The 25,698-nt window shown below is 68.2% G+C and carries 20 protein-coding genes; 7 read left to right on the top strand and 13 right to left on the bottom strand.

Annotation, left to right across the window (positions count from 1 at the left end; translation table 11 throughout):
• Positions 1-9: 9 nt before the first annotated feature.
• Both ACFTWF_RS06350 and ACFTWF_RS06345 read right to left on the bottom strand, forming a co-directional pair.
• Positions 10-2,727, bottom strand: a complete 2,718-nt coding sequence (locus tag ACFTWF_RS06350; protein WP_378460415.1) for a molybdopterin-dependent oxidoreductase — start codon at positions 2,725-2,727, stop codon at positions 10-12.
• Positions 2,724-3,551 carry an FAD binding domain-containing protein gene (locus ACFTWF_RS06345; protein WP_378460414.1) on the bottom strand — a complete coding sequence of 276 codons (828 nt, stop codon included), beginning with the start codon at positions 3,549-3,551 and terminating at the stop codon, positions 2,724-2,726. Before ACFTWF_RS06345 ends, ACFTWF_RS06350 begins: the two co-directional genes overlap by 4 nt.
• A 136-nt stretch (positions 3,552-3,687) precedes the next feature.
• On the opposite strand from ACFTWF_RS06345, the gene ACFTWF_RS06340 reads away from it, so the two are divergent.
• Complete coding sequence (locus ACFTWF_RS06340) at positions 3,688-5,181, top strand: carboxyl transferase domain-containing protein (RefSeq protein WP_378460413.1); 1,494 nt, start codon at positions 3,688-3,690, stop codon at positions 5,179-5,181.
• Here the strand turns inward: ACFTWF_RS06340 and asnB are convergent.
• The 3 genes from asnB to ACFTWF_RS06325 form a co-directional block, all read right to left on the bottom strand.
• On the bottom strand, positions 5,178-7,019 hold the full coding sequence (gene asnB / locus ACFTWF_RS06335) for an asparagine synthase (glutamine-hydrolyzing) (protein ID WP_378460412.1): 1,842 nt from the start codon (positions 7,017-7,019) through the stop codon (positions 5,178-5,180). The two genes, ACFTWF_RS06340 and asnB, sit on opposite strands and share 4 nt — an antisense overlap.
• A 173-nt stretch (positions 7,020-7,192) precedes the next feature.
• Positions 7,193-8,707: a DUF222 domain-containing protein gene (locus ACFTWF_RS06330; protein WP_378460411.1), complete on the bottom strand. Its 1,515-nt coding sequence runs from the start codon at positions 8,705-8,707 to the stop codon at positions 7,193-7,195.
• A gap of 68 nt (positions 8,708-8,775) precedes the next feature.
• Positions 8,776-9,450 carry a GPP34 family phosphoprotein gene (locus tag ACFTWF_RS06325; RefSeq protein WP_378460410.1) on the bottom strand — a complete coding sequence of 225 codons (675 nt, stop codon included), beginning with the start codon at positions 9,448-9,450 and terminating at the stop codon, positions 8,776-8,778.
• A gap of 144 nt (positions 9,451-9,594) precedes the next feature.
• Between ACFTWF_RS06325 and ACFTWF_RS06320 the strand changes: the two genes are divergently transcribed.
• Together ACFTWF_RS06320 and ACFTWF_RS06315 are read left to right on the top strand one after the other, a co-directional pair.
• The gene (locus tag ACFTWF_RS06320) at positions 9,595-10,686 is read left to right on the top strand and encodes an alpha/beta hydrolase (RefSeq protein ID WP_378460409.1); all 1,092 of its coding nucleotides are present in this window, start codon (positions 9,595-9,597) and stop codon (positions 10,684-10,686) included.
• A gap of 140 nt (positions 10,687-10,826) precedes the next feature.
• A complete protein-coding gene (locus tag ACFTWF_RS06315) occupies positions 10,827-12,746 on the top strand; it encodes a propionyl-CoA synthetase (protein WP_378460408.1) in 1,920 nt (639 codons plus the stop codon).
• A 4-nt stretch (positions 12,747-12,750) separates the two neighbouring features.
• Here the strand turns inward: ACFTWF_RS06315 and ACFTWF_RS06310 are convergent, their stop codons facing one another.
• A complete protein-coding gene (locus tag ACFTWF_RS06310; RefSeq protein ID WP_378460407.1) occupies positions 12,751-13,317 on the bottom strand; it encodes a TetR/AcrR family transcriptional regulator in 567 nt (188 codons plus the stop codon).
• Between the two features lie 98 nt (positions 13,318-13,415).
• Between ACFTWF_RS06310 and ACFTWF_RS06305 the strand changes: the two genes are divergently transcribed.
• A complete protein-coding gene (locus ACFTWF_RS06305; RefSeq protein ID WP_378460406.1) occupies positions 13,416-14,624 on the top strand; it encodes an MFS transporter in 1,209 nt (402 codons plus the stop codon).
• A gap of 21 nt (positions 14,625-14,645) precedes the next feature.
• Here the strand turns inward: ACFTWF_RS06305 and ACFTWF_RS06300 are convergent, their stop codons facing one another.
• The gene (locus ACFTWF_RS06300; protein ID WP_378460405.1) at positions 14,646-15,986 is read right to left on the bottom strand and encodes a cryptochrome/photolyase family protein; all 1,341 of its coding nucleotides are present in this window, start codon (positions 15,984-15,986) and stop codon (positions 14,646-14,648) included.
• A 29-nt stretch (positions 15,987-16,015) separates the two neighbouring features.
• On the bottom strand, positions 16,016-16,933 hold the full coding sequence (locus ACFTWF_RS06295) for a mechanosensitive ion channel family protein (RefSeq protein ID WP_378460404.1): 918 nt from the start codon (positions 16,931-16,933) through the stop codon (positions 16,016-16,018).
• Positions 16,934-17,015: 82 nt separating this feature from the next.
• Between ACFTWF_RS06295 and ACFTWF_RS06290 the strand changes: the two genes are divergently transcribed.
• Together ACFTWF_RS06290 and ACFTWF_RS06285 are read left to right on the top strand one after the other, a co-directional pair.
• Positions 17,016-17,732, top strand: coding sequence for a response regulator transcription factor (locus ACFTWF_RS06290; protein WP_378460403.1), 717 nt, complete (start codon positions 17,016-17,018; stop codon positions 17,730-17,732).
• Complete coding sequence (locus ACFTWF_RS06285) at positions 17,729-19,078, top strand: sensor histidine kinase (RefSeq protein WP_378460402.1); 1,350 nt, start codon at positions 17,729-17,731, stop codon at positions 19,076-19,078. Before ACFTWF_RS06290 ends, ACFTWF_RS06285 begins: the two co-directional genes overlap by 4 nt.
• Positions 19,079-19,108: 30 nt before the next feature.
• Here the strand turns inward: ACFTWF_RS06285 and ACFTWF_RS06280 are convergent, their stop codons facing one another.
• The 5 genes from ACFTWF_RS06280 to pdxH form a co-directional block, all read right to left on the bottom strand.
• Complete coding sequence (locus ACFTWF_RS06280; protein ID WP_185725492.1) at positions 19,109-19,471, bottom strand: FKBP-type peptidyl-prolyl cis-trans isomerase; 363 nt, start codon at positions 19,469-19,471, stop codon at positions 19,109-19,111.
• 48 nt (positions 19,472-19,519) lie between these two features.
• Positions 19,520-20,815: a citrate synthase gene (locus tag ACFTWF_RS06275; RefSeq protein WP_015888812.1), complete on the bottom strand. Its 1,296-nt coding sequence runs from the start codon at positions 20,813-20,815 to the stop codon at positions 19,520-19,522.
• Positions 20,816-21,244: 429 nt separating this feature from the next.
• The gene (locus ACFTWF_RS06270) at positions 21,245-22,207 is read right to left on the bottom strand and encodes an aldose 1-epimerase family protein (RefSeq protein WP_378460401.1); all 963 of its coding nucleotides are present in this window, start codon (positions 22,205-22,207) and stop codon (positions 21,245-21,247) included.
• A gap of 52 nt (positions 22,208-22,259) precedes the next feature.
• Positions 22,260-23,549 (bottom strand): MFS transporter, encoded by a 1,290-nt coding sequence (locus tag ACFTWF_RS06265; RefSeq protein ID WP_378460400.1) that lies wholly within the window; start codon positions 23,547-23,549, stop codon positions 22,260-22,262.
• Between the two features lie 42 nt (positions 23,550-23,591).
• Positions 23,592-24,263 carry a pyridoxamine 5'-phosphate oxidase gene (gene pdxH, locus ACFTWF_RS06260; protein ID WP_378460399.1) on the bottom strand — a complete coding sequence of 224 codons (672 nt, stop codon included), beginning with the start codon at positions 24,261-24,263 and terminating at the stop codon, positions 23,592-23,594.
• 270 nt (positions 24,264-24,533) lie between these two features.
• On the opposite strand from pdxH, the gene ACFTWF_RS06255 reads away from it, so the two are divergent.
• On the top strand, positions 24,534-25,664 hold the full coding sequence (locus tag ACFTWF_RS06255) for a citrate synthase 2 (RefSeq protein WP_378460398.1): 1,131 nt from the start codon (positions 24,534-24,536) through the stop codon (positions 25,662-25,664).
• Positions 25,665-25,698: the final 34 nt, after the last annotated feature.

Below are 25,698 nucleotides of genomic sequence, written 5' to 3'. Positions count from 1 at the left end.
CCTCCCGGCTCAGGTCGTCGGAACCGATCGGTTCTCACCGATTCGGCTGTAGATCCGCTCGGGGGTGAGCGGCAACTCGCGGAAACGCACACCCGTCGCATTCGCCAGCGCGTTGGCCAGCGCAGGTGCCACCGGGTTGATGCAACACTCCGCCATACCCTTTGCCCGCATCGGCCCGACGGAGTCCGACGAATCGACCAGCAGCACTTCGGTCCGGGGAATGTCGGCAAAGGTGGGGATGCGGTAGTTCCGCAGGTTGGGGTTGGTCATCACACCGTTCTCGTCGACGTGGAAGTTCTCGGTCAGCACGAATCCGATGCCCTGGGCGACGCCTCCCTCGATCTGGCCGCGCACCTGCGCCGGGTTGATGATCACCCCGGCGTCCGTGGCCTGGACGCTGTACAGAATGCGGATCTCGCCCGTCACCCGGTGGACGGCGATACGGAAACCATGGGCGTTGGAGACGACGCTGCGCGGCGACCCGTACGCCTTGCGCGCCACGGTGAATCGGATGCCGCGGGGGCGGGCGGCGTCGAGGAGTTCGGTCAACGGCACGCGTGTGCCGTCGCAGAGCACCCCGTCGTCGTCCATCGAGCAGGACGCGACGTCGGCCCCGGTGTGCGCGGCGGCGAACGCCAGGAGGCGGGTGCGCAGCGCTCCCGACGCCTGCGACACCGCGTTGCCCGCGACGAAGAGGCCCGCACTGGCGAACGCCCCCGTGTCGAAACCCGTGCGGTCGGTGTCGGACTGCACGAGACGCACCCGCGACGGCGTGGTGCCGAGCTGGGTTGCCGCGATCTGCACGTGCGCCGTCGACGTCCCCTCACCGAATTCGACGGTGCCGACGGCGAGTTCGTACACGCCGTCGTCGCCGAGCGTCGCCCATGCCTCCGAGATGTGCTCGGTCGGGGGTGCGGTCTCGTGAAGCCCACACGCGGTGCCCACTCCGACGAGCCAATCCTCGCCCAGCACCTGCCCGTTCCCGGTCCGTCCCAATGCGGCGTCCACGAGGTCGATGCACTGCCCGAGCCCGTCCTCGGTGAACAGGACGTCGTCGGGCCCGTCCTCGATCGCCACGAGTGAGTCGCCGGGGCGGACGATGTTGCGGCGCCGCAACTCGACGGGGTCGATGCCGAGCGCGACTGCCAGTTCGTGGATGGCGGACTCCACCGCGAACGCGGGCTGCGTCATGCCGTACCCGCGCAGCGCCCCGCTGGGCACGGTGTTCGTGTACACCGAGTACGCGTCGAACTTCTTGTTGAGGCACCGGTACGTCGAGATCGCGGCCCCCGCCGCGAACAACGTCTCGCCGCCGTGGTTGCCGTACGCGCCCGTGTTCGACACGTTGCGCACCTGGAACGCCGTGAGCGTGCCGTCGGCCCGGGCGCCGAGCTTGATCGTCAGCTTCATCGGGTGCCGCGGCGACGCGGTTGTGAACTCTTCTTCCCGGGTGAACTCGAGGCTGACCGGCCGGCCCAGGTCGAGGATGGCGAGCGCGACCAGGTCTTCCGAGATCACCTCCTGCTTGCCGCCGAACGCGCCCCCGACCCGCTCGCAGAACACCCGCAGCTGGTCGGGACGCAGGTCGAACAGGTGAGCCAGCTTGACCTTCGCGATCGACGGCGACTGCGAACTCGTGCGCACGTGCAGGCGGCCGTCCTCCATCCAGGCGATCGACCCGTGCGTCTCGAGATGCGCATGCTGCACACGCGGCGTGAAGTACGTGCCCTCGTGGATCACGTCGGCCTCGGCGAAACCGGCGTCGATGTCCCCCACTTCACCGTGCAGCTCGAGCAGGATGTTGCGCACCGGGTCGCGAACGAACGGGTCGTCCGAACCGTGCAGTTGCGGTGCGCCCTCGGCCATCGCCTCCTCCGGGTCGAACACCGCGGGCAGCACGTCGTACTCGACGACCACCTTTCGGCAGCCCTCCTCCGCGGCGCCGATCGAGTCCGCCACCACCGCGACCACCCGCTGTCCGGCGAAGCGCACCGTGTCGTCGAGGATGTACGTGTCGTCGGGGTCGACGAGGTGATCGGTGTGGATCGCGGTCGTGAACAGCTTCCGCGGCACGTCCTCCCACGTGTACACGCGATGCACTCCGGGTACGGCGAGGGCCGCGGTCTTGTCGATCGAGACGATGCGCGCGTGCGCGTGCGGCGAATGCAGCACCTTCATGTGCAGCAGGCCCTCGATCTCCGTGTCCATCGTGAATCGGGCGCGGCCGGTGACGACGTCGGTGGCCGCGGGTGCCCCGACGCTGGTGCCGACGGCCCGGCCCGGTTCGGCGACCTCGATCGCGGCGACACCGTTCACCGCGTCCTCGATCGCCCGATAGCCGGTGCACCGGCACAGATTGCCTTTCAGCGCGCGCGGCAGGTCCTGCTTCTGCGCGTCGGTGAACGTCGCCGACGTCATGATCATCCCCGCGGTGCAGAAGCCGCACTGGAACCCGGGGGCGTCCCGGAACTGCCGCTGCACCGGATGCAGGTCGTCCGGCGACCCGAGACCCTCGATGGTGGTCACCTCCCGCCCCTCGGCACGGAACGCGGGCGTGATGCAACTGTGCACGGGGTCGCCGTCGAGCCACACCGTGCACGCTCCGCAATCTCCTGCGTCGCATCCCTTCTTGACACCGTGATGGCCCAGCGACCGAACGAACGTACGCAGGCACTGACCGGGATTCGGCTCCTCGTCGAACGTCCTGCCGTTCACGGTGTACGTCATCGCCGGTCTCCCGCCGCGAGTTCGGACCGGATCTCCTCGGCGTAATGCTTCGCCAGGTGACGCCGGTGGCCGGGTGCGCCGTTGGGGTCGTCGAACCAGTGGTTTGCGGGTATCGCATCGATCCTGTGCTGCACTGTGTCCGCGTCGGCTGCGGCGTCGAACGCCAGACGGATCGGTCGTGTGGTGCCCGCCGTGATCGTGAGCAGCAGGTCGCCGGTGCCGGGTGTCTGGGTGCCGATCATGAACAGCGTCGAACGCCCCAGATGCGTCAGAGTGAAGCGGCGGTGCGTGTGACGCTTGTGCAGGGCGCCGGCCGGGATGTCGATGCGCCGCAGGACCTCACCCGGTGCGAGCACGTTCTCGTGGTTGCCCGTGACGAAGTCGGCGGCGTCGACGGTGCGCTCCGACCCGTCCGCGGCCCACAGCGTGTACGTCGCCTCGAGCGCGACCGTCATCGTGATCATCGGGCCCGCCGGCAGCGACATGCAGATGTTGCCGCCCACCGTCGCAGAATTCCACACCTTGAACGAGGCCAGGAACGCCTCACAACTCGTCGCGAACAGCGGTCCCGCGATCCAGTCGTCCGGCGGCGCAAACGCATACAACTCACGGATCGTGCACGTCGCGCCGATTTCCAGACCCGATTCGCTCGGCACCAGGGTGTCCCAGCCGAGCGTCGTGAGATCGACGAGCCGGCGAAGGTGCGGTTGCTGCTCGGAGAACAACCACGTTCCACCGGCCAGCCACGCGTCGCCGTCCCGCCACACCGAACCCGGCCGGTCCGGTGGTCGCCGAAGGACATCGGTGATGGTGTTGAGGTCCATATGACTGCTCCACTCGGGGAATCTGTCGTCGTTCTCGTACCCGGCCTGCGTCAACTCACCTGACTCTAGACACCGGGGCCGCCGTACCGGCGTTTTTCGCCGGGTTCCACGCAGGGCGACCGCTACTCTCAGGGCCATGGCCGCCAAGATCTCCGCCCACGACGTGCTCGAGCTGGTACTGGACGCAGGCAGCTTCGCCTCCTGGGACACGACACCCGTCGACGCACGGCCCAACGAGAAGTACCGCGCCGACCTCCAGAAAGCCGCCGCGAAGTCGGGCGTCGACGAATCGGTGATCACCGGTGTCGGCACCGTCCGCGGTCGCCCCGTCGCGGTGATCGCCTGCGAGTTCGCGTTCCTCGCCGGCTCGATCGGCGTGGCCGCCGCCGAACGGATCGTCTCCGCCATCGAACGCGCCACCCGTGAGGGTCTGCCGCTGCTCGCCTCGCCCACGTCGGGCGGCACGCGCATGCAGGAGGGCACCGTCGCATTCGTGCAGATGGTGAAGATCGCGGCGGCCGTCGCCACCCACAAGGCCGCCCACCTCCCCTACCTGGTGTATCTGCGCAACCCGACCACCGGCGGTGTGTTCGCGTCCTGGGGGTCGCTCGGGCACATCACGGTCGCCGAGCCCGGCGCCCTCGTCGGGTTCCTCGGACCCCGCGTCTACGAGGCGCTGTACGGCGAGAAGTTCCCCGACGGCGTGCAGACGTCCGAGAACCTGTACCGCAACGGCGTCATCGACGGCGTCGTTCCCGTCACTCGCCTGCGCCGGCTCGTTCATCGTGCGTTGCGGGTGCTGATCGACCCGCCGACGGCCGCCCCCGTCAGCGAGCCGGTTCCGGTCGCCGACATCCCCGACGTGCCCGCGTGGCAGTCGGTGATGCTGTCACGGCGCGCCGACCGGCCCGGTATCCGCCACCTGCTGCGGCACGCCGCCACCGAACAGGTTCCGCTCAGCGGCACCGGCCAGGGCGAGACCGAGGGGACGGTGCTGCTGTCGCTGGCCCGTTTCCGGGGCGCACCGTGCGTGCTGCTGGGGCAGGACCGCGCCGGCCAATCCGCGCTGAACACGATGGGCCCCGCCGCTCTTCGTGAGGCGCGCCGAGGCATGCGGTTGGCCGAGGAATTGCAGATCCCCCTCGTCCTCGTGATCGACACCCTCGGTGCCGCGCTGTCGAAGGAAGCGGAGGAACGCGGTCTGGCCCCCGAGATCGCCCGCTGCATCTCCGACCTGGTGACGCTGAAGACGCCGACCGTGTCCGTCCTGCTCGGCCAGGGCACGGGCGGTGGGGCGCTCGCCTTCCTCCCCGCCGACCGCGTGCTCGCCGCACAGAACGGGTGGCTGGCCCCGCTTCCTCCCGAAGGTGCCAGCGCGATCGTCCACCGCGACACCACCCACGCGCCGGAGATGGCGGCCGCCCAGGGCATCCGTTCGCTCGACCTGCTGCGGGACGGCGTCATCGACGCCATCATCCCCGAGCACCCGGACGCTGCCGACGAGGCCGTCGACTTCTCCAAGCGGGTCGGCGAGGCCATCTCCCGGGAACTGCGCGCCCTGACCGGGGTCCCCGAGAGCGAGCGCTTCGCAGCCCGACTCGCCCGCTACCGGAACCTCGGCCTGGGCTAGGACAACTTGATCGTCGGCTTGTACATGTCCAGCCACAACGCCAGGTCGAGGGTGCGCTCGAGTCCGCGGCGCGACACCTGAGTGATCTGTGGGGTGTCGACGGACACCGCCCGCGACAACCAGTCGGCACTGACCAGGCCGAACACCGGATGTGAGGGGTCGCTGAGCAGTTCCTTTCCGTGCTGCTGCAACGCCACCGCGTACTTGGGGTCCTGGGTGGACGGGTACGGCGACTTCACCCGATCGATCACCGACTGCGGCAACACGTCCCTGGTCGCGGCTCGCAGCAGCGACTTCTCCTTGCCGTCGAACGTCTTCAGCGACCACGGTGTGTTGTAGACATACTCGACCAAACGGTGATCGCAGAACGGCACCCGCACCTCGAGCCCGACGGCCATGCTCGCGCGGTCCTTGCGATCGAGCAGGACCCGGACGAAACGCGTCAGATGCAGGTAACAGATCTTCCGCATCCGCCATTCGAAGTCGGATTCACCGTCCAACCGCTCGATCCCGGACACCGCCGTGTCGTACGAGTCCTGCACGTACGCATCCATGTTCAGGCCGGCCGTGACCTCGGGCGTGAAGATGTTGCTCTCGTCGCCGAAGTGTTCGGCGAACTGTACGAGCCACGGGAAGGTGTTCGCCTGCTGCGCCTTCGGGTCGAAGAACTGCTTGTACCCGCCGAACACCTCGTCAGCCGACTCCCCGGACAGCGCCACCGTCGAGTGCTGCCGGATCGCCTTGAACAGGAGGTACAGCGACGCATCCATGTCGCCGAGGCCCATGGGGATGTCGCGCGCCCGGATGACCTTCGCCCGCACGGCGGGATCGGCCAGCGCGTCGGAGTCGAGGACGATGTCCTGATGCGAGGTCCCCGACCTTCGGGCCACGTCGTGCACGTACGGCGTGTCGGGGGTGCCGCGCAGTTCGTCGGCGACGAAATGTTCGGTCTGGCCGACGAAGTCGACTGCGAAGGTGCGGACCGTCTCGCCTGCCTCGGCGAGCTGCTCGGCGGCGATACCGGTCATCGCGGAGGAGTCGAGCCCACCGGACAGCAGGGTACAGCGCGGCACGTCGGCGACCAGTTGCCTGCGCACGATGTCGTCGAGGAGTTCGCGGACGTGCGCGACGGACGTGTCCCGGTCGTCGGTGTGCGGTCGGGTCTGCAGCGTCCAGTACCGGTGCGTCCGCAGTCCGGTGCGCGAGACGGTGACCACCGTGCCCGGTTCCACCTCGCGCATGCCGTCCCACACCGCGTGTCCCGGTGTCTTCACGAACGCGAACAATTCCCGGATCCCGTCCATCGTGACCGTCGGCTCCGCGATCGGATTGGCAAGGATCGCTTTGGGTTCCGACCCGAACAGCACACCGTCCCGTGTCTCGTAGTAGTAGAACGGCTTGATCCCCATCCGGTCGCGGATCATCACGAGTGTGTCGGCGCGCGCATCCCAGATCGCGAACGCGTACATGCCGTTGAGCCGCTCGGCGACGGCCTCTCCCCACTCCAGATATCCGTGGAGCACCACCTCGGTATCGGAGTCCGTGACGAACCGGTGACCGCGCCCGTACAACTCCTCGCGCAGTTCACCGAAGTTGTACACCTCACCGGAGTAGACCATCGACACGGTCCCGCCCGGTGTCTCCACGCTCATCGGTTGATGCCCGCCCGGCAGGTCGATGATCGCGAGCCGTCGATGCCCGAGCGCGGCGTGTTCGACGACCCACGTGCCGCGATCATCCGGCCCCCGGCAGTTCATCGTCTCGGCCATGGCATCCACGGTGGACTGTTCGACGCGTAGGTCGCGTTCGAACGAGATCCATCCGGCGATTCCGCACATTCTGTTCCTCCGGCTGTCGCTGGCGCTGCTACTTCGGCGCATGGTCAGTTGCGAGGCGGCGGGCTCGAGTCCGAACCGTAGCGATCACATTGACAATTCTTTACTCTTGCTAACCACCTACCTTCCACGGTAACCCTTTCCGACGCACAGGCGGTGGGCCCGGACACCGCCGGTCAGAACGGCGCGGGTTCGTCGGGTGCGCAGGTCTCGGTAGCGCCGGTCTCGGGTGCGTGTGCCTGGCGTGGGCGGGCACCGGGTGGGCGGGCACCGCGCGTCCCGTGCCGCACTACATCCAGGTGCGCCTGCCGTCGGCGCCGCTCGGCCCGGATTCGCGCAGCCGTGTTCTGCTCGCGGGTGCGGCGGCATCCTCCCCGGTCGGCGAGGTGGTCACCTCCAGCAACACCGTCTCGTCCGCCACCCAGAAGGCCCGACGACCGCGGGCGGTATCGGTGCCCGGTGGGCGCTACCAATCCGATTCCGCCCTCGGTGTCCACCTGCCAGTGCCCGGAATGTATGAGCCTGTGATGGTTTCGGCAGTAGGCGGTCAGGTTCCCCGCCACCGTCGGACCTCCGGCGGCGGGATCGGAATGGTCGAACGGCCGATGATGATCGACGTCCGTGTTCCAGGCCCCGACATCGCAGTGCAACCACTCGCATCCGCCGGCCGGCACCCGCAGCCAGGTGTCGAGAACGGCCCCGGGGCGGTACGTGGTCGCCGCGGTGACGCTCGGTGGCCGTACCGGTTCGATGTCTGCGTCGGCTGCGATCTCGCGCGCGTGCGCGGCGTCGACGATTCCGTAGCCGTCGAGGTAGCCCGGCTCATCGTTGCCCGCGAGCGTGGAGTCGAGCATGATCAGGTGCACGAGCGGCTTGCGCGCCGTGGACACGATGCGCGAGTCCTGAGCGCAATCGACGTGCCCGCATTCGCATTTCACGTACCCGGCACCGTCGACGAGTGCGGACAGTCCGTCGGCCCGTCGCTGCTCGTAGGTTCGAAGATCTTTCGGGCACACGGTGTTCGCCAGTTCGCGCAACCGTGCGTCGAATGCCCGGCCCTGCGCGGCGGGGACGGATCCGAGGATGCGGCTCATGCCGTCCTCGGCCGCACCGACCCCGACGAACCGGTCGGCCTGAGCTCGCTCCCGCTTGGCCCGCACCCCTGCCGGATCGAGCCTCGCGATGATGCGGTTGGCGGCGTTCGTCAGCTTGCGGCCGGTCAATCCGGTTCCACCGGAGCGTTGTGACGCCAGAACCTGTTCGAGGAGTTGATACTCCACCTCGCCGATGCAGTCGTCGGTTACGTTTGCCGTCGCGTCTTCGATCAGGCGAACTCGGAACATGTCGAGGTCGCCGCGCGCCATGGCCTCGCGGGTCGCAGGCAACCGGGTGCTCAGCGACATGCCCAGGCCGATCAGCCGGCCTGCCGCCGCTCGCCCCATGGTGAGTGCGGCACCGATCTCGGCCTCGACCACTTCGTGCGCGGTCGATGTCCATGCCCCGTCGGACTCGATCTCGGCGGTGCGCCGCACGAACAGCTCCGCGATCACCGCCAGCTTCCGTTCGGCCACCACCGATTCATTGCGATGCAGGTCGGTCATCAACTCGACCAGACCCACGTCGGATTCCGCGTCGACGAGACAACAGAGCGTCTCGCGAATCCCCCGATCGAATACCCCCGTATCGAACATGTGTTCTACAGTAGCGAAATCCCTTGTGTTCCACAAGACCACGCGACACCGCGAAGTTCGAGTGCCGCCTACCCACTCCCCGCCACGATGACGGGCACGGTGGCGGCGACGATGATGGCGGCGTTGACCGCCTCGACGGATTTGCGCACGGCCTTGCCGGCCCAGTCGCCTTCGGCGATCTCCTTCGCCCGCTTCTTCACGGCACGGCGATCGGCGTCCGGGAACAGTTTCGGGGCCGCATCGACAGCGGACAGGAGCGAGACGAGTGCGGCGGTGCGCGGAGTGGGACCGACCCCGTCGAGGAGTGCGGCGCTCAGCTCCGACCGCAGCGCGCGTTCGTGGCTGCCGTCGACCTCGGGCCACCGCGTCGTGGGGAAGATTCCGAGCACCTTGCCCCGCTCCTCACGGACCCAGCCCGCGTCGACGATGCGCTTCGAGACGTCGTCGCGCAGGTTCTTGGCGAGTTTCTCGATTGCTGTCTCCGGCTTCATCGGCTTGGCCGTTCCGATGAGGTCGACGGCCCGCGTGAGGAGCGAATCCTGCGGCCTCGCTCCGTCCCGGACGACGAGACGCCCCTTCTTCACGTCCTCGCCGGGTTCGGCGGGGGTGACGACGTCACCGAGCGCCAGTTCCAGCAGGACCGCGCCGGCGAGAACGCGCGACATCCGGGCTCCGTCGACGACCGGTTTCCCCGAGGCGTCGTCGAGCAGCAGCAACAGCAGGTCTTCGGCGAGCAGCGTCATGATTCCACGATAGGTCCGGCGCCGCGGCGAAGTCCGGTGTCCGTTCAGCCGCACCGGGGAATGTTTGCCGGTTACCGTGAACGGGGAATGTTTCGAGTATCACGGACGGTTGTCGGGCACCGCAGTCAAGCACGAGGAGCGGCTATGAGCGCGATCGGACGCCGTCGGGGGCACCCGGCAATCGGACACCGTCGGGGGCACCCGGCAATCGGATTCTGTCGGGCATTGCTGGCGGTCGCCGTTGTTGCGGCGTCCGCCGTGTTCGGTCCGGTGGCCGCAGCATCGGCACACCCGTGGCGAACCCTTCCGGCCGACAATCCTGCGTCGGCGGACGGATCCGCTCTCGACCACATCGAGAAGATCGACGACCGCCGGCTGAACATGTACGTCTACTCCGCCGCGATGGACAAGGTGATTCTCCTCGAGGTGATCACCCCGGCAGATCCGAGCGCGCCGCGGCCGACGCTGTACCTCCTCAACGGTGCCGGTGGTGGCGAGGACTCGGCAACCTGGCAGGCCCGGACGGACGTGGTCTCCTTCTTCGCCGACAAGAACGTCAACGTCGTCACTCCCGTCGGCGGCGCGTACAGCTACTACACCGACTGGCAGAAGCCCGATCCCGTCCTCGGCGTGAACGAGTGGACCACGTTCCTCACCGAGGAACTTCCCCCGATCGTCGACGCCACACTCGGAACGAACGGCGCGAACGCCATCGCGGGCCTGTCGATGTCGGGCACGTCCGTGCTGAGCCTCGCCGAGTCCGCCCCCTCGCTGTATCGCGCGGTCGGCGCGTTCAGTGGATGCGCTCAGACGAGCACCCAACCGGGCCGGGACTACGTCACGTTCGTCGTCAGCTTCCGCGGCGGAGATGTCGAGAACATGTGGGGACCGCCCGACGATCCGGACTGGGTGGCCAACGACCCCGTCGTCAATGCCGAGAAGCTGCGCGGCATCGACCTGTACATCAGCAATGCCACCGGGCTGCCCGGCGTCCACGAGAACCTCAACGGCCCGGACATCAACGGGGACGTGGGGACCCTGGCCAACCAGGTGATCATCGGCGGCATCATCGAGGCGGGCACCAATCAGTGCACACATGCACTCGCCGACAGGCTGAACGCCCTGGGCATCCCCGCCACCTACGACTTCCGGCCCACCGGCACCCATTCCTGGGGTTACTGGCAGGACGACCTGCACAACTCCTGGCCCATGATCGCCGGCTCCCTCGGCGTCTGACAGGCTCACCGCACCTCCGCCGGGCGACGAAAACCCGCCGTCCGGCGCAGGCCTGCGCCCCGGCCGTCCGGACGGTGTCGCCGGACACCGCCGTCACATAGGGTGTTTCGGGTCACAGGACGACGAGAGGACGGACATCGATGAGCTCCGCGACAGAGCACGCCGGTCACAGTTACGCGGAGGTCTACCGCGAGAGCGCCGAGCGTCCCGAGGAGTTCTGGCTCGCCGCGGCCGAGGCCGTGGACTGGGAGAAGCCGCCGACGCGGGCGCTCGACGATTCCGCCGCCCCGATGTACCGCTGGTTTCCGGATGCATCGCTGAACACGTGTTTCAACGCTCTGGACCGTCACGTGCGGGACGGCAACGGGAACCGGGCGGCCCTGATCTACGACTCCGCGATGGCTCCGGACGCGTCCCGCACCTACACGTACGCCGAACTGCTCGACGAGGTCGCCCGGTTCGCCGGCGTCCTGAAGGATCAGGGCGTGGTGGCCGGCGACCGGGTGATCGTCTACATGCCGATGATTCCCGAAGCCGCCATCGCGATGCTCGCGTGCGCCCGCATCGGCGCCGTGCACTCGGTGGTGTTCGGCGGGTTCGCCGCGAAAGAACTCGCCACCCGCATCGACGACGCCGGACCTGTGGTGCTGGTGACGGCGTCGGGCGGCCTCGAGCCGGGGCGCACCGTCGACTACCTGCCGATGGTCGCGAAGGCGCTGGAACTGTCGAGCAATCCTCCGCACACGGTGATCGCGAAGGACCGCGAGCAGGTGCCGGGTGCAGCCGCCGACTACCAGGGCGGCGCGACCGCGTGGTTCGACTGGGACGCGCTGATGGCGGATGCGGCACCCGCGGTGCCGGTTCCGGTGGCCGCGACGGATCCGCTGTACATCCTCTACACGTCCGGAACCACGGGGAAGCCGAAGGGCGTGATCCGCGACAACGGCGGGCACGCCGTCGCGCTCACGTGGTCGATGCGCAACATCTACGACATCGGCCCGGGCGACGTGTGGTGGACCGCGTCCGACGTGGGCTGGGTGGTCGGGCACTCGTACATCGTGTACGGGCCGCTGCTGGCCGGTGCCACGTCCGTGCTCTACGAGGGCAAACCGGTGGGGACGCCGGACGCGGGGGCTTTCTGGCGCGTCATCTCCGACCACGGGGTGTCGGCGCTGTTCACCGCGCCGACCGCGATCCGGGCCGTCCGCAAGGCCGACCCCGACGCGAAGGAGATCGCCAAGTACGACATCTCCTCACTGAAGACACTGTTCGCCGCCGGGGAGCGCCTCGACCCCGACACGTATGCGTGGGCCACCCGCGTCCTCGGCCGTCCCGTCGTCGATCACTGGTGGCAGACCGAGACCGGCTGGGCGATCTGTTCCAACCTGCGCGGGCTCGACCCCATGCCGCTGAAGGCCGGCTCCCCCACCGTCCCGGTACCCGGGTACCGGGTCGAGGTCGTGGACGGTGCTGGGCACCCGGTTCCCGCCGGAGCCGAGGGCAACATCGTGATCGGGCTGCCGCTGCCCCCGGGAACCCTGGCCGGGCTGTGGCGCGACCCGGAGCGGTACGTGCGGTCGTACCTCGCCACGTTCGACGGCTACTACCTGACCGGCGACTCCGGCTACATCGACGAGGACGGGTACGTGTACGTCCTCGGTCGCAGCGACGACGTCATCAACGTTGCCGGACATCGGCTTTCGACGGGCAGCATGGAGGCCGTGGTCGCCGGGCACCCCGCGGTGGCCGAATGCGCGGTGGTCGGGATCAAGGACGAACTCAAGGGCCAGCGGCCCAGCGGGTACGTGGTGCTCAAGGCCGGGGTCGACATCGACCCCGACACGCTCCGCACCGAACTCGTCGCGATGGTGCGCGAGCAGATCGGCGCCGTCGCCACGTTCCGCGACGTGACGGTCGTGCAGGCGCTGCCGAAGACCCGCTCCGGCAAGATCCTGCGCAAGACGATGCGGCAGATCGCCGACCACGAGCAGTACACCGTGCCCTCCACCATCGAGGACGTCGCCGTCCTCGATGCACTGAAGAAGCAGCTGGGCGGCTGACCGCTCAGACCCGGACTGCCGCGTCGAGTGCCTGATCCACCAGCACCTCGACGCGGTCCGCTTCGAGTGGATCGAGGTCGAACAGGATGCGGTAGATGATCGGCGCCACCACGTGGTCGATCACGTGCTCGACCGCGCCCGGAACATCCGAGCCGACCGATTCCCCGCGTCCGACGATCGTCTCGATCTGGGTGCGGCAGAACGTCGCGCACTTGAGCGGATTGGCGTCTCCGCTCATCACGACGTCGCGCAGTGACGCCCGCCCCACCGGCGAGGACATCTCCTCGAGGTACTCCTGCGCCCAGGCGACGAGGTCGCCTCGCACACTGCCGGTTTCGCGCGGTGGTGCATCGGGGCGCAGTCGCTCGATCGCCACGTCCGCGAACACCTCGGTGATGTCGCCCCAGCGCCGGTAGATGGTCGACGGGGTGACCCCGGCATCGGCCGCGATCATCGGGACGGTGATCTCCGCTCGGTCGCGCTCCTCGAGAAGTTTGCGCGTGGACGCGTGCACCGCCTGCTGAATGCGGGCGCTGCGCCCCCCGGGGCGTGGACCTGGAGCCGGACTCATGACCCCATGCTAACGCAAAGATGTTGCATTAATAAGGACCGCGGCGTAGCGTGCGTTAACGCAAACCTTTTGCTTTAACGTTCTCCGGGAGTACGCCCATGCCGATCCTTGCACCCGAAGCACCACCGACGTCCCGACCCGCTCTGCGCCGCGGCGCCGCCTTCGCACTCGTCGCGGTCGTGATCGCCACCCTGCTCGGCGCGTCCGCCGCCCCCACGCCGCTGTACGAGGTGTACCAGTCGAACTGGGGCTTCTCGTCGCTGCAGTCGACGCTGGTCTTCGGCATCTACGCCCTGAGCCTGCTGCTGGCACTGCTGACCGTCGGGTCGCTGTCCGACTACGTCGGCCGACGTCCCGTGCTGATCACGGCGCTCGTGTTCGAAGCGGTCTCGATGATCATGTTCGCGACGGCCGACGGCATCGGATTACTGCTGCTCGCCCGGGTGGTGCAGGGTTTCGCGACCGGCGCCGCCATCAGTGCGCTCGGATCCACCCTCCTCGACCTCGAACGCACACCGGGACGCGGCGCCACCGTCAACAGCATCGCGCCCACCGCCGGTCTCGCACTGGGCGCCATCGGATCGAGCCTGATCAGCGAACACCTGCCCCGGCCCACCAGCACCGTGTTCCTGGTTCTCCTCGCGCTGTTCGTCATCGAGATCCTCGGCATCTGGGCCGCACCCGAGACGGCGGTCCGGCAGAAGGGCGCACTGGCGTCGATGCGGCCGGCGCTCGCGGTCCCGTCGACCGCGCGCAGAATGCTCGTCGTCACGGGACCGTGCCTGATCGCCGTGTGGGCACTGGGCGGATTCTACCTGTCGCTCGGACCTTCGCTCGCACGCAACGCGCTCGACGTGCACACGTCGCTGATCGGCGCCATCATGGTCGCGACGCTCACCGGGACGGGCGCAGTCGCCGTGTTCCTGCTGCGCAACGTCGCGGCGCGGCGCACTCTGTTCGTCGGAGCGGCCGCCCTCGTCGCCGGGGTCGCCATCACACTGATCGGCGCCGAAACATCCTCGGCCGTGTGGATTCTCACCGGAACCGCGGTGGCAGGCATCGGATTCGGCGCCGGCTTCCAGGGCACCATCCGCACCGTCATGCCGCTCGCCGAACCGCACCAACGCGCGGGACTCCTGTCGAGCATCTACGTGATCGCCTACCTCGCCAACAGCGTCCCCGCACTGGTCGCCGGATACCTCGTCGGGAAGGTCGGACTCGTCGACACCACCCGGATCTACGCCGGACTCGTCATCGTCCTCGCCGCGGCCGCCCTCGTGCGCCGTGCACCCGTGAGTACTTCTTAACCGCCCACGGTTAACAAGTACTCACGGGGCCTTGATCTCGCCGTACCGAGCGAGGGCCTCCTGCCGTTCGTGGGCGTGATCGACGATCGGCGGTGGATAGTCTTCGGGGCGGCCGTCTTTCAGAGCGTGGACGGCCTTCCCCGAGATGCCACGCAATTCGGGGACCCACCGGCGGACGTATTCGCCGTCGGGGTCGAACTTCTCCCCCTGCGTCGTGGGGTTGAACACCCGGAAGTACGGCGACGCGTCCGTTCCCGATCCCGCGGTCCACTGCCACCCATGCTGGTTGTTCGCCAGATCGCCGTCCACCAGCTGATTCATGAAATATCGGGCGCCCCGCCACCACGGCAGGTGCAGATCCTTGACGAAGAACGACGCGACGATCATCCGCACCCGATTGTGCATCCAGGCTTCGGCTTTCAGCTGTCGCATCCCGGCGTCGACGATCGGGAACCCCGTCCGGCCCTCGCACCACGCGGTGAACGCCTCCTCGGCGTCCGCTCCACTGTCGTAGCGAATGTGGTCGAAACGCCGATCGTAGTTGCCGCGGGCACTGTCGGGCCGCTGGAAGAGGATGTCGGCGTAGAAGTCCCGCCACGCGAGCTGACGCCGGTACTGATCGGCGCTCTTGCTGCGGCGGCGCGCGAGGTCGCGGAGCATCGTCCGCGGATGAATGTTGCCGTACTTGAGGTACACCGACATCCGGCTGGTCGCGTCGAGACCGGGACGGTCCCGCGCATCCTCGTACCCGGCGAGGTCGTCCTCGCAGAACTCCGCCCACCGCTCGAGCGCCGCCGCCTCGCCCGCGGCGTTCCCGTCGGATTCGGGTTCCGGGATCTTCACCCGCCGCGTCTTCACGTCGTCCGGATCCACCCACTCCACGGTGTCCGGGCCGGTGTCGATCGGTGCACGCCACCCGTGTTCGAGCCACTGCCGGAAATACGGGGTGAACACGCGGTACGGCTCCCCGTCCGTCTTGGTCACCCGGCCGGGCGCCACGGCATAGGGCGACCCGGTGGTCACGAGTTCGACGTGTTCGGCGACAGCGTCGTCCCGCTCGCGACCGTACGGTCCGTAGTCGGCACTCACGTGCACCTCGCCGGCCGACACCTTGTTCGCGACCCTCGGGACCACGTCGACGGGATCGCCCTTCACCACCAGCAACCGGCCGTCGAGTTGGTCTTCGAGTGCGGCGAGGCTGCGGAACAGGAAGTCCCGGCGGGCGCCGCCCGAGGTCTTCAGCAACCGGTCGTCGAGGACGAACAGTCCCAGTGCACGCGCCCCCGACTCGGCGACGGTGTGAAGTGTCGGCAGGTCGCCGAGCCGGAGGTCGCGCCGAAACCAGACGAGTGCAGTGTCCATGCCTGCCACGGTATCGAAGCGCGGGCCGATCAGTTGCTGGAGCGAGCAGACGACAGCACCGACAGGTACGGCGCGTCGATGTCGTAGTGCTCGAACGCCGACAGCGCCGCGCGGGCGAACGTCCGCTGCACCGCCCACTGCCGGCCGGGCTTGGTGCGTGCGGTGATCCGCAATGTCACCGATTCCGCGGTCACCGAATTGACGCCGAGGAGTTCCGGGGGTTCGAGCACGTCCGCGGCGATCCCGTCGCCCTCGGCCGCCTCGGTGACGGCCTCGAGCGCCACCTCGCACGCCCGCTGCACGTTGGCGGCGTGCGCGATCGGCAGGTCGACCACCGCGACCGCGTAACCCTGGCTCATGTTGCCGACCCGGACGATCTCCCCGTTGCGGCAGTACCAGAGGGTGCCGTTGACGTCGCGGATCGTCGTGACCCGCAGACCCACCGTCTCGACCGTTCCCACGGCCTCGCCGAGGTCGACGACGTCGCCCACCCCGTACTGATCCTCGAGGAGCATGAAGATGCCTGACAGGAAGTCCCGGACGAGGTTCTGCGCACCGAACCCGAGTGCGACACCGATCACACCGGCGGACGCGATGAACGGGGCGACGTTGACGCCGAGGACGGCGAGAACCTGGAGCACCACCCAGATGAGCACCACGATCGACACCGTCGATTTGAGCACCGACCCGATCGTCCGGGCGCGTTGCGCGCGGCGCTCACCCACCATCGCGTCCTTGACGCCGCGGGGAGCACGTTCCCGCAGCGGACGGAGCATCGCCGGTTTGTCCGACGGCTCCCGCGGCCGCGTCGTCCGGTCGATCATCCGGTGCAGCGCGAAGCGCAGCACGAGGGCCAGGACGACGTAGATCGCGATCTCCACCGGCCGGTGAATCAGCCAGTCACGGTTGGTTTCGGTCAATTCGAATGCCTGCAGTGAAGAAAACATCGACCCCGAGTGTACGGACGAGACACGCTCCGACAACTGCCATCCGCACGCCCGAGGGTCGTGCCCACGGCACAATGCAGAGGTGACCGTCTCCGACTCAGCCAGTGTCCTCGTGGTCGACGACGACGAGGACGTGCGGACCTCTCTCGAACGCGGCCTGCGCCTGTCCGGCTTCATCGTCCTCACGGCCGTCGACGGCGCCGACGCACTCCGGGTGGTCAGTGAGCAGCGGCCGGACGCGATGGTGCTCGACATGAACATGCCGGTCATCGACGGCACCGGAGTCGTGACCGCGCTCCGCGCGATGAGCAACGACATCCCGATCTGCGTACTCAGCGCCCGCGACACCGTCGACGACCGCATCTCCGGCCTGGAGTCGGGCGCCGACGACTACCTGGTCAAGCCGTTCGTCCTCGCCGAGTTGATCGCGCGGATCCGGGCCATGCTGCGGCGGCACGGCACGACCACCGCGACACAGGCGGATTCCCCCGCGACCCCACCGATCCGCATCGGGGACCTCGAGATCCGCGTGGCGGCACGCCGGGTGTTCATGGCGGGAGACGAGGTCACGCTGACCAAACGGGAATTCGAACTCCTCGAAGTCCTCGCCCGCAACGTCGGGATCGTCCTCAGCCGCGAGCGCCTCCTCGAACTGGTGTGGGGGTACGACTTCGTCGCCGACACCAACGTGGTGGACGTCTTCGTCGGCTACCTGCGACGCAAGTTCGAGGTCGAGGGCAGGCCCCGCATCCTGCACACGGTCCGCGGAGTCGGCTTCGTGCTCCGGGAATCGTCGTGAAGCGATCTTTCTCACTCCGGACCCGCGTGGCGGCCGCGACCGCGCTGGGGGCGACGATCATCGTCGTGGCCCTCGGCATCCTCGTGTCGCTGGCGATCACCCGCAACAACCTGTCGCAACTCGACCGGCGACTGGAGACGGCGTCGGATGTGCTCGTGCCCAACGCGGCCACCGCCGGACTGTTCCTCGGGGCCCTCGGCGACAAGGGCGCATTCGCCATCACCATCCGGTCCGCCGACGGCGACACCGTCCTCGTCAGCACGCCCACCCAGCTTCCGGAACTGGACCCGGGCACGGAAACCGTCGAGGTCGGAGACACGCGGTACCGGGCGTACACCGCGACGGTCCCCCTTCTCGGCACCCGGATCTCCCTGGCCGTGCCGTACGCCGAAGCGCAGGACGTGACGTCGGAGCAGCAACGGCAGGTGGCGCTCGTGGGTGTCCTCGCCGTCGCCGCGGCCAGCGGGCTCGGCTGGCTGTTCGGCGGCCGGGCCGTCCGTCCCCTCGTCGACCTCACGGGCCGCATCGTGCGCCGCGAACCGAAGCTGACACCCACCTCGTCCGGTGTCCGGGAGGCGGACGAACTAGCCTCCGCCGCGGAGTCGATGCTGCGCGACGTCGCCGAGGCGCAGGACGCGACGACCGCCGCACTCGCCACCGCACGCGACTTCGCCGCCGTGTCGGCGCACGAACTCCGCACGCCGCTCACCGCGATGCGCACCGACCTCGAGGTCCTCACCACACACGAATTGACGCCGCCGCAGCGGGACGAGATCCTGCGCGACGTCGTCCGCGCGCAGGGCCGCGTGGAATCGACGTTGTCCGACCTCGAGCGCCTTGCCCGCGGTGAGCTGTCCACGGACAAGGATTTCGTGGACTGCGATCTCGTCGACATCAGTGACCTCGCCGCGGAGGAGGCGATGCGTCACAATCCCGGCCTGCAGGTGACCGTCGACGCAACCCCGGTGACGGTGCGCGGCATGCCCGGTGGACTGCGCCTGACCCTGGACAACGCCATCAAGAACGCGGTCCGGCACGGCGGCGCCACCGCGGTGACGATCACGCTCCGAGCCGCCGACGGCATCACCACCGTCATCGTCGACGACAACGGCTCCGGCGTACCCGAAGCCGAACGGTCCGCCGTGTTCGAGCGGTTCCACCGTGGCTCCAACGCGACCAAGAGCGGATCGGGTCTGGGGCTCGCACTGGTCGCCCAGCAGGCCGCGCTGCACAACGGCAGCGCACACTTCGACGTCAGCCCGCTCGGTGGCGCACGGCTCGTCGTCGAACTGCACACCGACACCACCCACCGGCCGCAGGCAGCAGAAAGCCCCGCGTCACGGTGAGGTGAGGCGGGGCTGTTCGTGCCGCGGAGGCTATTCCTTCACGTCGAGCAGGTCGATCATGAAGACCAGCGTCTTGCCGGACAGCTGATGTCCGGCGCCGGCCGGGCCGTAGGCCAGCTCCGGCGGGATGGTGAGCTGACGACGTCCGCCGACCTTCATGCCGGGGATGCCGTCCTGCCAGCCCTTGATGAGGCCGCGCAGCGGGAACTGGATGGACTCGCCGCGGTTCCAGGAGGAGTCGAACTCCTCGCCGGACTCGAACTCGACGCCGACGTAGTGCACCTCGACGGTGCCCCCGGGAACGGCCTCGGCGCCGTCTCCGACCACCACGTCCTTGATGACCAGGTCGGTCGGGGCGGGTCCGTCTTGGAACTCGATCTCGGGCTTGGTCATGTGTCCTCCTCGGTGAGGGCTTCTCTGGTTCGGCACAGGCATCCGCAATCAGCGGCCTGTGACGTCCTTGTAGTCACGCTCGGTGTAACCGGTGTAGATCTGGCGCGGACGGCCGATCTTCGTAGCGGGATCTTCGTGCATCTCACGCCAGTGTGCAATCCACCCGGGCAAGCGGCCCATGGCGAACAGAACGGTGAACATGCGCGTGGGGAAGCCCATCGCGCGGTAGATCAGACCCGTGTAGAAGTCGACGTTCGGGTACAGCTTCCGCTCGACGAAGTAGTCGTCGGTCAGCGCCGCCTCTTCGAGGGCCATCGCGATGTCGAGCAGTTCGTCGTCGCCGCCGAGCTTGTCGAGGATGGTGTGCGCCGTCTGCTTGACGATCGCCGCGCGCGGGTCGTAGTTGCGGTAGACGCGGTGCCCGAAGCCCATGAGCTTCACGCCGTCTTCCTTGTTCTTGACCTTGCGGACGAAATCGCCTGCGTTGCTGCCGCTGGCCTTGATCTCGTCGAGCATCTCCAGCACCGCCTGGTTGGCGCCGCCGTGCAGCGGACCCCAGAGTGCGTTGATGCCACCGGAAATCGAGGTGAACAGGTTGGCGTCGGAGGAGCCGACCAGCCGGACCGTCGACGTCGAGCAGTTCTGCTCGTGATCGGCGTGCAGGATCAGCAGCATGTCGAGCGCCTTGGCGATCTCGGGATCGATCTCGTACGGCTCCGCGGGGAAGCCGAACGTCATCCGGAGGAAGTTCTCGACGAGGTTCAGGGAGTTGTCCGGGTACAGGAACGGCTGTCCGACGGACTTCTTGTACGCGTAGGCCGCGATGGTCGGCAGCTTCGCGAGAAGGCGGATCGTCGACAGTTCGACCTGTTCCGGGTCGGCCGGGTCCAGGGAGTCCTGGTAGTACGCGGACAGCGCGTTGACGGCGCTGGACAGGACCGGCATCGGGTGCGCGTTGCGCGGGAAGCCGTCGAAGAACCGCTTGAGGTCTTCGTGCAGCAGGGTGTGGCGCCGGATCCGGTCGGTGAACGACTCCAGCTGCGCCGCGGTGGGCAGCTCACCGTAGATCAGCAGGTAGCTGACCTCGATGAAGGTCGACTGCTCGGCCAGCTGCTCGATCGGGTATCCGCGGTAGCGGAGAATCCCCTTCTCACCGTCGATATAGGTGATCGCGGAGCTGGTGGAGGCGGTATTGACGAAACCCGGGTCCAGGGTGGTGTACCCGGTGCTGGCGAGCAGCTTGCCCAGTTCGATACCGTCATTGCCCTCGGTTGCCCTGGCAATGGACATCGTGTGCTCACCACCAGGGTAGGTAAGCGTGGGCTTTGTGTCATTGTCAGGCACGAAGCATCCCTCTCAAGCTCAAACCAATGAGTAACAACTTCATTCAGGGTAGAAACTAGTCCCACTCTGGCCCGCATGCCGAAGGCGGGTCCGCTGAGAGCCCATGATCCGGCTCCTCCGACGGATCCGCGGCGACCATGCGGAAGGCTCGCCGAGAGGCGTCCGGGAGTGTCCGATTTGCCCGCACAGCGCGGGAGGGCAAACGGTGAGGGCCAGTTGCCCGAGACTGGACTGGCCGCGTTACCTGCACCGATGCCGGAGAGGGCGGAGTCCGCGCCGCTCGAAGTCCGAAGCGACGAGCGAAGTACAGAGGGTGGCACAGAACGCGTTCGGCGCGACAGAAGAACCCCCGCCGGACGTATCGATCGGACCGCGCCCGGTGTTACACCGTCTCACCCTGTGGGCACCCGATGCTCGAAAATTGAACCGCTACGACCCCAACGCGGACATGCCCCACACCCCGGTCCACTGCTGTCCCGGAGCGAGCACCAACTGATCGATTCCGGAGTTGAACGCGTCCGGTGGGCACGTCATCGGTTCGAGCGCCAGAGCCCGCCCGCGGCCCGGGTACGACTTGCCGGCGTCGGGATCCGCGACGAACGCCTGCAACCAGCCGAACTCACGGGCCGCCCACAGGACCGTCCCGGTGCCGTCCGGCGCACGCAATTCGTGCCGCGACCTGCCGTCCACGTCGACGTCCAGCGCACTGAACGGGGTGTCGAGAGCCACGCCGGCCAGCACGCGCGGGCTGGTGAAGTCGTACTCGGTGCCCGCCACGGGCTGCGAACCCCCGCGCGGCAGCATGCGCTCGTCGAGGGGCAGTCGAGTGCCCGCGGACAGCCGCAGCGTGCATTCGTCGAGGGGAACGTCACCGGCGCGGACGTACGAATGGAACCCCATGCCGAACGGCGCCGGAATGGCTCCGGTGTTGGTGGCGGTATGTGTCACGGTCAGGCCGTCGTCGCCGAGGACGTAGTCGACGGTGAGCCGCAGCGGGTACGGCCAGCCCTTGTGGAGGCCGACGTCGATCGTCAACTCGATGCGGTCGTCGGCGTGATTTACGACACGCCAGTCCCGGCGGCGGACGAATCCGTGGCTCGCATTGCCGAACGACGGTTCCGTGATCTCGAGTTGATGGTCGATGCCGTCGAAGACGAACTGGCCGTCGCGGATCCGGTTGGGCCACGGCGCGAGGATCAACCCGGCCGACAGCGGTGGCCGGGTGCCGATGTCCCACGTCTCGGTGAGCGCGATCGGCCCGTCCGGACCGTCCCGTTCGAGCAGCCGCAGGCCGGCACCGGTGGCGGCGATACCGGCACGGTAGCCGCCGCCCCGGATTTCGAATCCAGCCGTTGCAGGCCTGTCCGTCTTCGACGACTGCGATTCACCCATGCATTTCAGTGTGCCCGAGATCTGCGCGAAATACGTGATGGCGCACAGGAACCTAGCGTGCGACCTTGTACCGCACCAGGGCCGGGAACACGAGGGCGGCGATCACCACACCGACGACGACGAGGACGCCGCCGCCCGCCGCGGCAACGCTCGTCCCGACCGCTGCCGCGGCCGCGCCGTGCACGACGTCGCCGATCCGCGGACCCCCGGCCACGACGACGATGAACACACCCTGGAGCCGGCCGCGCATCTCGTCCGTGGCGACCTGCTGGAGCATGGTGCTGCGGAACGCGGCGGACACCATGTCGACGGCCCCACCGAACGCGAGGAACGCGAGAGCGATCCACAACAGGACCGGACTGTCGCCGGGTGACGCCATCCCGACGGCCACTCCGAAGCCCACCATCGCGAGACCCCACAGCGCGATGCACACGATCACGGCGAGGCCCTGGCGCCGGACCCTCGGCAGCCAGCCGGAGAACACTCCGCCGGCGACGGCACCGAAGGACATCGCCGCGAACAGCAGTCCCAGCGCGACACCACCCGTCGCCGGGTCGCCGAACGTGTCGTGGGCGATCTGCGGGAACAACGCCCGCGGCATGCCGAACACCATGGCGATGATGTCGACGACGAACGACGCCAGCAGCACCTTCTGCGTCGCGAGGTAGGCGAACCCGTCGAACACCTCGCGCAGCCCGGCCCGTCGCGACTCCCCCGTCGGCGGAATGGCGGGCAGCCGGAGCACCGCCCACAGTGTGGCCAGCAGGGCGATCGAGTCGACGAGATACAGCGTCGACAACCCGACCGTCGGAATCATGACCCCGGCGAGCAGCGGTCCGGCGATGGCGCCGAACTGCATCACCGTCATGTTCAGCGAGTTCGCGGCGGCCAGCTGTTCCGCCGGGATGAGCCGCGGGATGATCGCACTGCGGGTGGGCTGGTTGACCGCGAAGAACGCCTGCTGCAACGCCAGCAGTCCGAGGACCAGCCACACGTTGTCCAGGCCGAGCGCCGCCTGCACCCAGAACAGCACCGACGTCACTCCGAGCCCGACGGTCGTGATCGTCAGCAGCCTCCGCCGGTCCATGACATCGGCGAGGGCGCCGCCCCACAGCCCGAACACGATCAGCGGCACCAGCGCGAAGACACCGGTCAGCCCCACGTACGCCGAGCTTCGGGTGATCTCGTACACCTGCTGGGGTACGGCGACGATACTGAGCTGACCGCCGATCACCGTCACGATCCCGGCCGCCCACAGGCGGCGGTAGTCCCGGTTCTGCAGCGGCGTGGTGTCGGCGAGCAGCCTCCGCTTCCTCTTACTCTCGGTGACGGTGTCGGTCATTCTTCCCTTAGCTCGTTTCCCATACTTACTATTCCCGGGCCGTCACGGCTGCAGTCGCGCGACGGTCCAGCTGTCGCCGGACCGCGACGTCCGGATGCGGTTGTGCATGCGGTTGGCGCGGCCCTGCCAGAACTCCACGGACTCGGGCCGGATCAGGATTCCGCCCCAGTCCGGCCGGACCGGGATGTCGACGTCGACGGGGAAACGCTCCGCCGTGTGCAGCAGTGCGGCGTCCAGTTCGGACCGCGACGCGATCGGCCGCGACTGTTCGGACGCCCACGCCCCCAGCCGGGATCCGCGGGGCCTGCTGTGCCAGTACTCGTCCGTGACGTCGGCGCTCACCCGTTCGACCGGACCGCGGACGGTGATCTGCCGGGCGACGGGCACCCAGGTGAACGTCACCGACGCGTAGGGCACCGCGTCGAGTTGGCGGCCCTTGTCCGAGTCGTAGTTGGTGAAGAACAGCACTCCGTCGCCGCTCAGCCCCTTGCACAGGACGGTTCGGGTGCACGGATGGCCGTGCTCGTCGACGGTTCCGAGCGTCATCGCGTTCGGTTCGGGAACCCCGGCCTCGACGGCCTCCTCGAGCCAGCGGCGCATCAGGGGAAGCCAGCCGTCGCTCAGCTGGTCGGCGTCCAGATCCGCATCGTCGTAGCGTCCGTCGGCGCCCTGTTGTCCGTAACCGACACGCATCGCCGCGAGGTCCTTGTTCACCGGTTTCGGCCGTTCTGCATCTGGAGACACAGGCGAGAACGCTACTCCCGGGTATGCACTGATCAACTCTCCGGTGACACCGGCTAAAGTTTTGGGGACCGAGCCCGTTCCCTCGCATTGCAGCCGTGTTCGTGCGATGCCCGGGGACGGGAAGTCGATTGCGCGGACGACGGTGCCTGCCCATCCCGCACGCACGCTCAGCGCAATTGTCGAACGCCGAGGCAGTGCCGCTCTGACCGGGGGCACTCGAACGAGGAGAGTCCACGAGCTATGTCAGCTAGCGCTGCAATACCGGACGATTTCGTCAGCGGACTGGAAGGCGTGGTCGCGTTCACCAGCGACATCGCCGAACCCGACAAGGACGGCGGCGCCCTGCGCTACCGCGGCGTCGACATCGAAGAACTCGTCTCCCAGCACGTCACCTTCGGCAACGTCTGGGCCCTGCTCGTCGACGGCCGCTTCGGCCCCGGACTCCCCCCGGCCGAACCGTTCCCCCTCCCCGTACACACCGGCGACGTCCGCGTCGACGTCCAAGCCGGCCTCGCCATGCTCGCCCCCATCTGGGGATACCAACCCCTCCTCGACATCGACGACGACACCGCCCGCGAACAACTCGCCCGCGCCTCCGTCATGGCCCTGTCCTACGTCGCCCAATCCGCCCGCGGCATCTACCAGCCCGCCGTCCCCCAAACACGCATCGACGAAGCCAAAACCGTCACCGAACGATTCATGGTCCGCTGGAAAGGCGACCCCGACCCCGCCCACGTCGCCGCCATCGACGCCTACTGGGTCTCCGCCGCCGAACACGGCATGAACGCCTCCACCTTCACCGCCCGCGTCATCGCCTCCACCGGCGCCGACGTCGCCGCCTCCCTCTCCGGCGCCATCGGCGCGATGTCCGGCCCCCTGCACGGCGGCGCCCCCGCCCGCGTCCTGCCGATGATCGAGGACACCGAAAAATCCGGCGACGCCCGCACCCTGGTCAAGGGCATCCTCGACCGCAAGGAAAAGCTGATGGGCTTCGGGCACCGCGTCTACCGCGCCGAAGACCCCCGCGCCCGGGTGCTCCGCGCCACCGCCAAACGCCTGAACGCCCCCCGCTACGAGGCGGCCGCCGCCCTCGAACAGGCCGCCCTCGCCGAACTGCGCGAACGCCGCCCCGACCGGGCCATCGAAACCAACGTCGAATTCTGGGCCGCGGTCATCCTCGACTTCGCCGAGGTCCCCGCCCACATGATGCCCGCCATGTTCACCTGCGGCCGCACCGCAGGCTGGTGCGCCCACATCCTCGAACAAAAACGCCTCGGCAAACTCGTCCGCCCCGCCGCCATCTACACCGGACCCGCACCCCGCACCCCCGAGTCCGTCGAGGGCTGGGACCAGATCGCCCACACCAGCTGACCGTCTCCCCCCGCCAGAATCAGTAAGGAACAGA

Source organism: Rhodococcus sp. NPDC056960, assembly GCF_042674125.1.
Taxonomy (GTDB): domain Bacteria; phylum Actinomycetota; class Actinomycetes; order Mycobacteriales; family Mycobacteriaceae; genus Rhodococcus_F.
The sequence above is the reverse complement of the archived record's forward strand: the minus strand, read 5'-3'. Positions and strand labels throughout refer to the sequence as shown.

Bases quoted from the DNA above. Each gene is read 5' to 3' on its own strand.
- ACFTWF_RS06350 (WP_378460415.1), bottom strand. From the start codon at position 2,727: ATGACGTACACCGTGAACGGCAGGACGTTCGACGAGGAGCCGAATCCC.
- ACFTWF_RS06345 (WP_378460414.1), bottom strand. From the start codon at position 3,551: ATGGACCTCAACACCATCACCGATGTCCTTCGGCGACCACCGGACCGG.
- ACFTWF_RS06340 (WP_378460413.1), top strand. From the start codon at position 3,688: ATGGCCGCCAAGATCTCCGCCCACGACGTGCTCGAGCTGGTACTGGAC.
- asnB (WP_378460412.1), bottom strand. From the start codon at position 7,019: ATGTGCGGAATCGCCGGATGGATCTCGTTCGAACGCGACCTACGCGTC.
- ACFTWF_RS06330 (WP_378460411.1), bottom strand. From the start codon at position 8,707: ATGTTCGATACGGGGGTATTCGATCGGGGGATTCGCGAGACGCTCTGT.
- ACFTWF_RS06325 (WP_378460410.1), bottom strand. From the start codon at position 9,450: ATGACGCTGCTCGCCGAAGACCTGCTGTTGCTGCTGCTCGACGACGCC.
- ACFTWF_RS06320 (WP_378460409.1), top strand. From the start codon at position 9,595: ATGAGCGCGATCGGACGCCGTCGGGGGCACCCGGCAATCGGACACCGT.
- ACFTWF_RS06315 (WP_378460408.1), top strand. From the start codon at position 10,827: ATGAGCTCCGCGACAGAGCACGCCGGTCACAGTTACGCGGAGGTCTAC.
- ACFTWF_RS06310 (WP_378460407.1), bottom strand. From the start codon at position 13,317: ATGAGTCCGGCTCCAGGTCCACGCCCCGGGGGGCGCAGCGCCCGCATT.
- ACFTWF_RS06305 (WP_378460406.1), top strand. From the start codon at position 13,416: ATGCCGATCCTTGCACCCGAAGCACCACCGACGTCCCGACCCGCTCTG.
- ACFTWF_RS06300 (WP_378460405.1), bottom strand. From the start codon at position 15,986: ATGGACACTGCACTCGTCTGGTTTCGGCGCGACCTCCGGCTCGGCGAC.
- ACFTWF_RS06295 (WP_378460404.1), bottom strand. From the start codon at position 16,933: ATGTTTTCTTCACTGCAGGCATTCGAATTGACCGAAACCAACCGTGAC.
- ACFTWF_RS06280 (WP_185725492.1), bottom strand. From the start codon at position 19,471: ATGACCAAGCCCGAGATCGAGTTCCAAGACGGACCCGCCCCGACCGAC.
- ACFTWF_RS06270 (WP_378460401.1), bottom strand. From the start codon at position 22,207: ATGGGTGAATCGCAGTCGTCGAAGACGGACAGGCCTGCAACGGCTGGA.
- ACFTWF_RS06265 (WP_378460400.1), bottom strand. From the start codon at position 23,549: ATGACCGACACCGTCACCGAGAGTAAGAGGAAGCGGAGGCTGCTCGCC.
- ACFTWF_RS06255 (WP_378460398.1), top strand. From the start codon at position 24,534: ATGTCAGCTAGCGCTGCAATACCGGACGATTTCGTCAGCGGACTGGAA.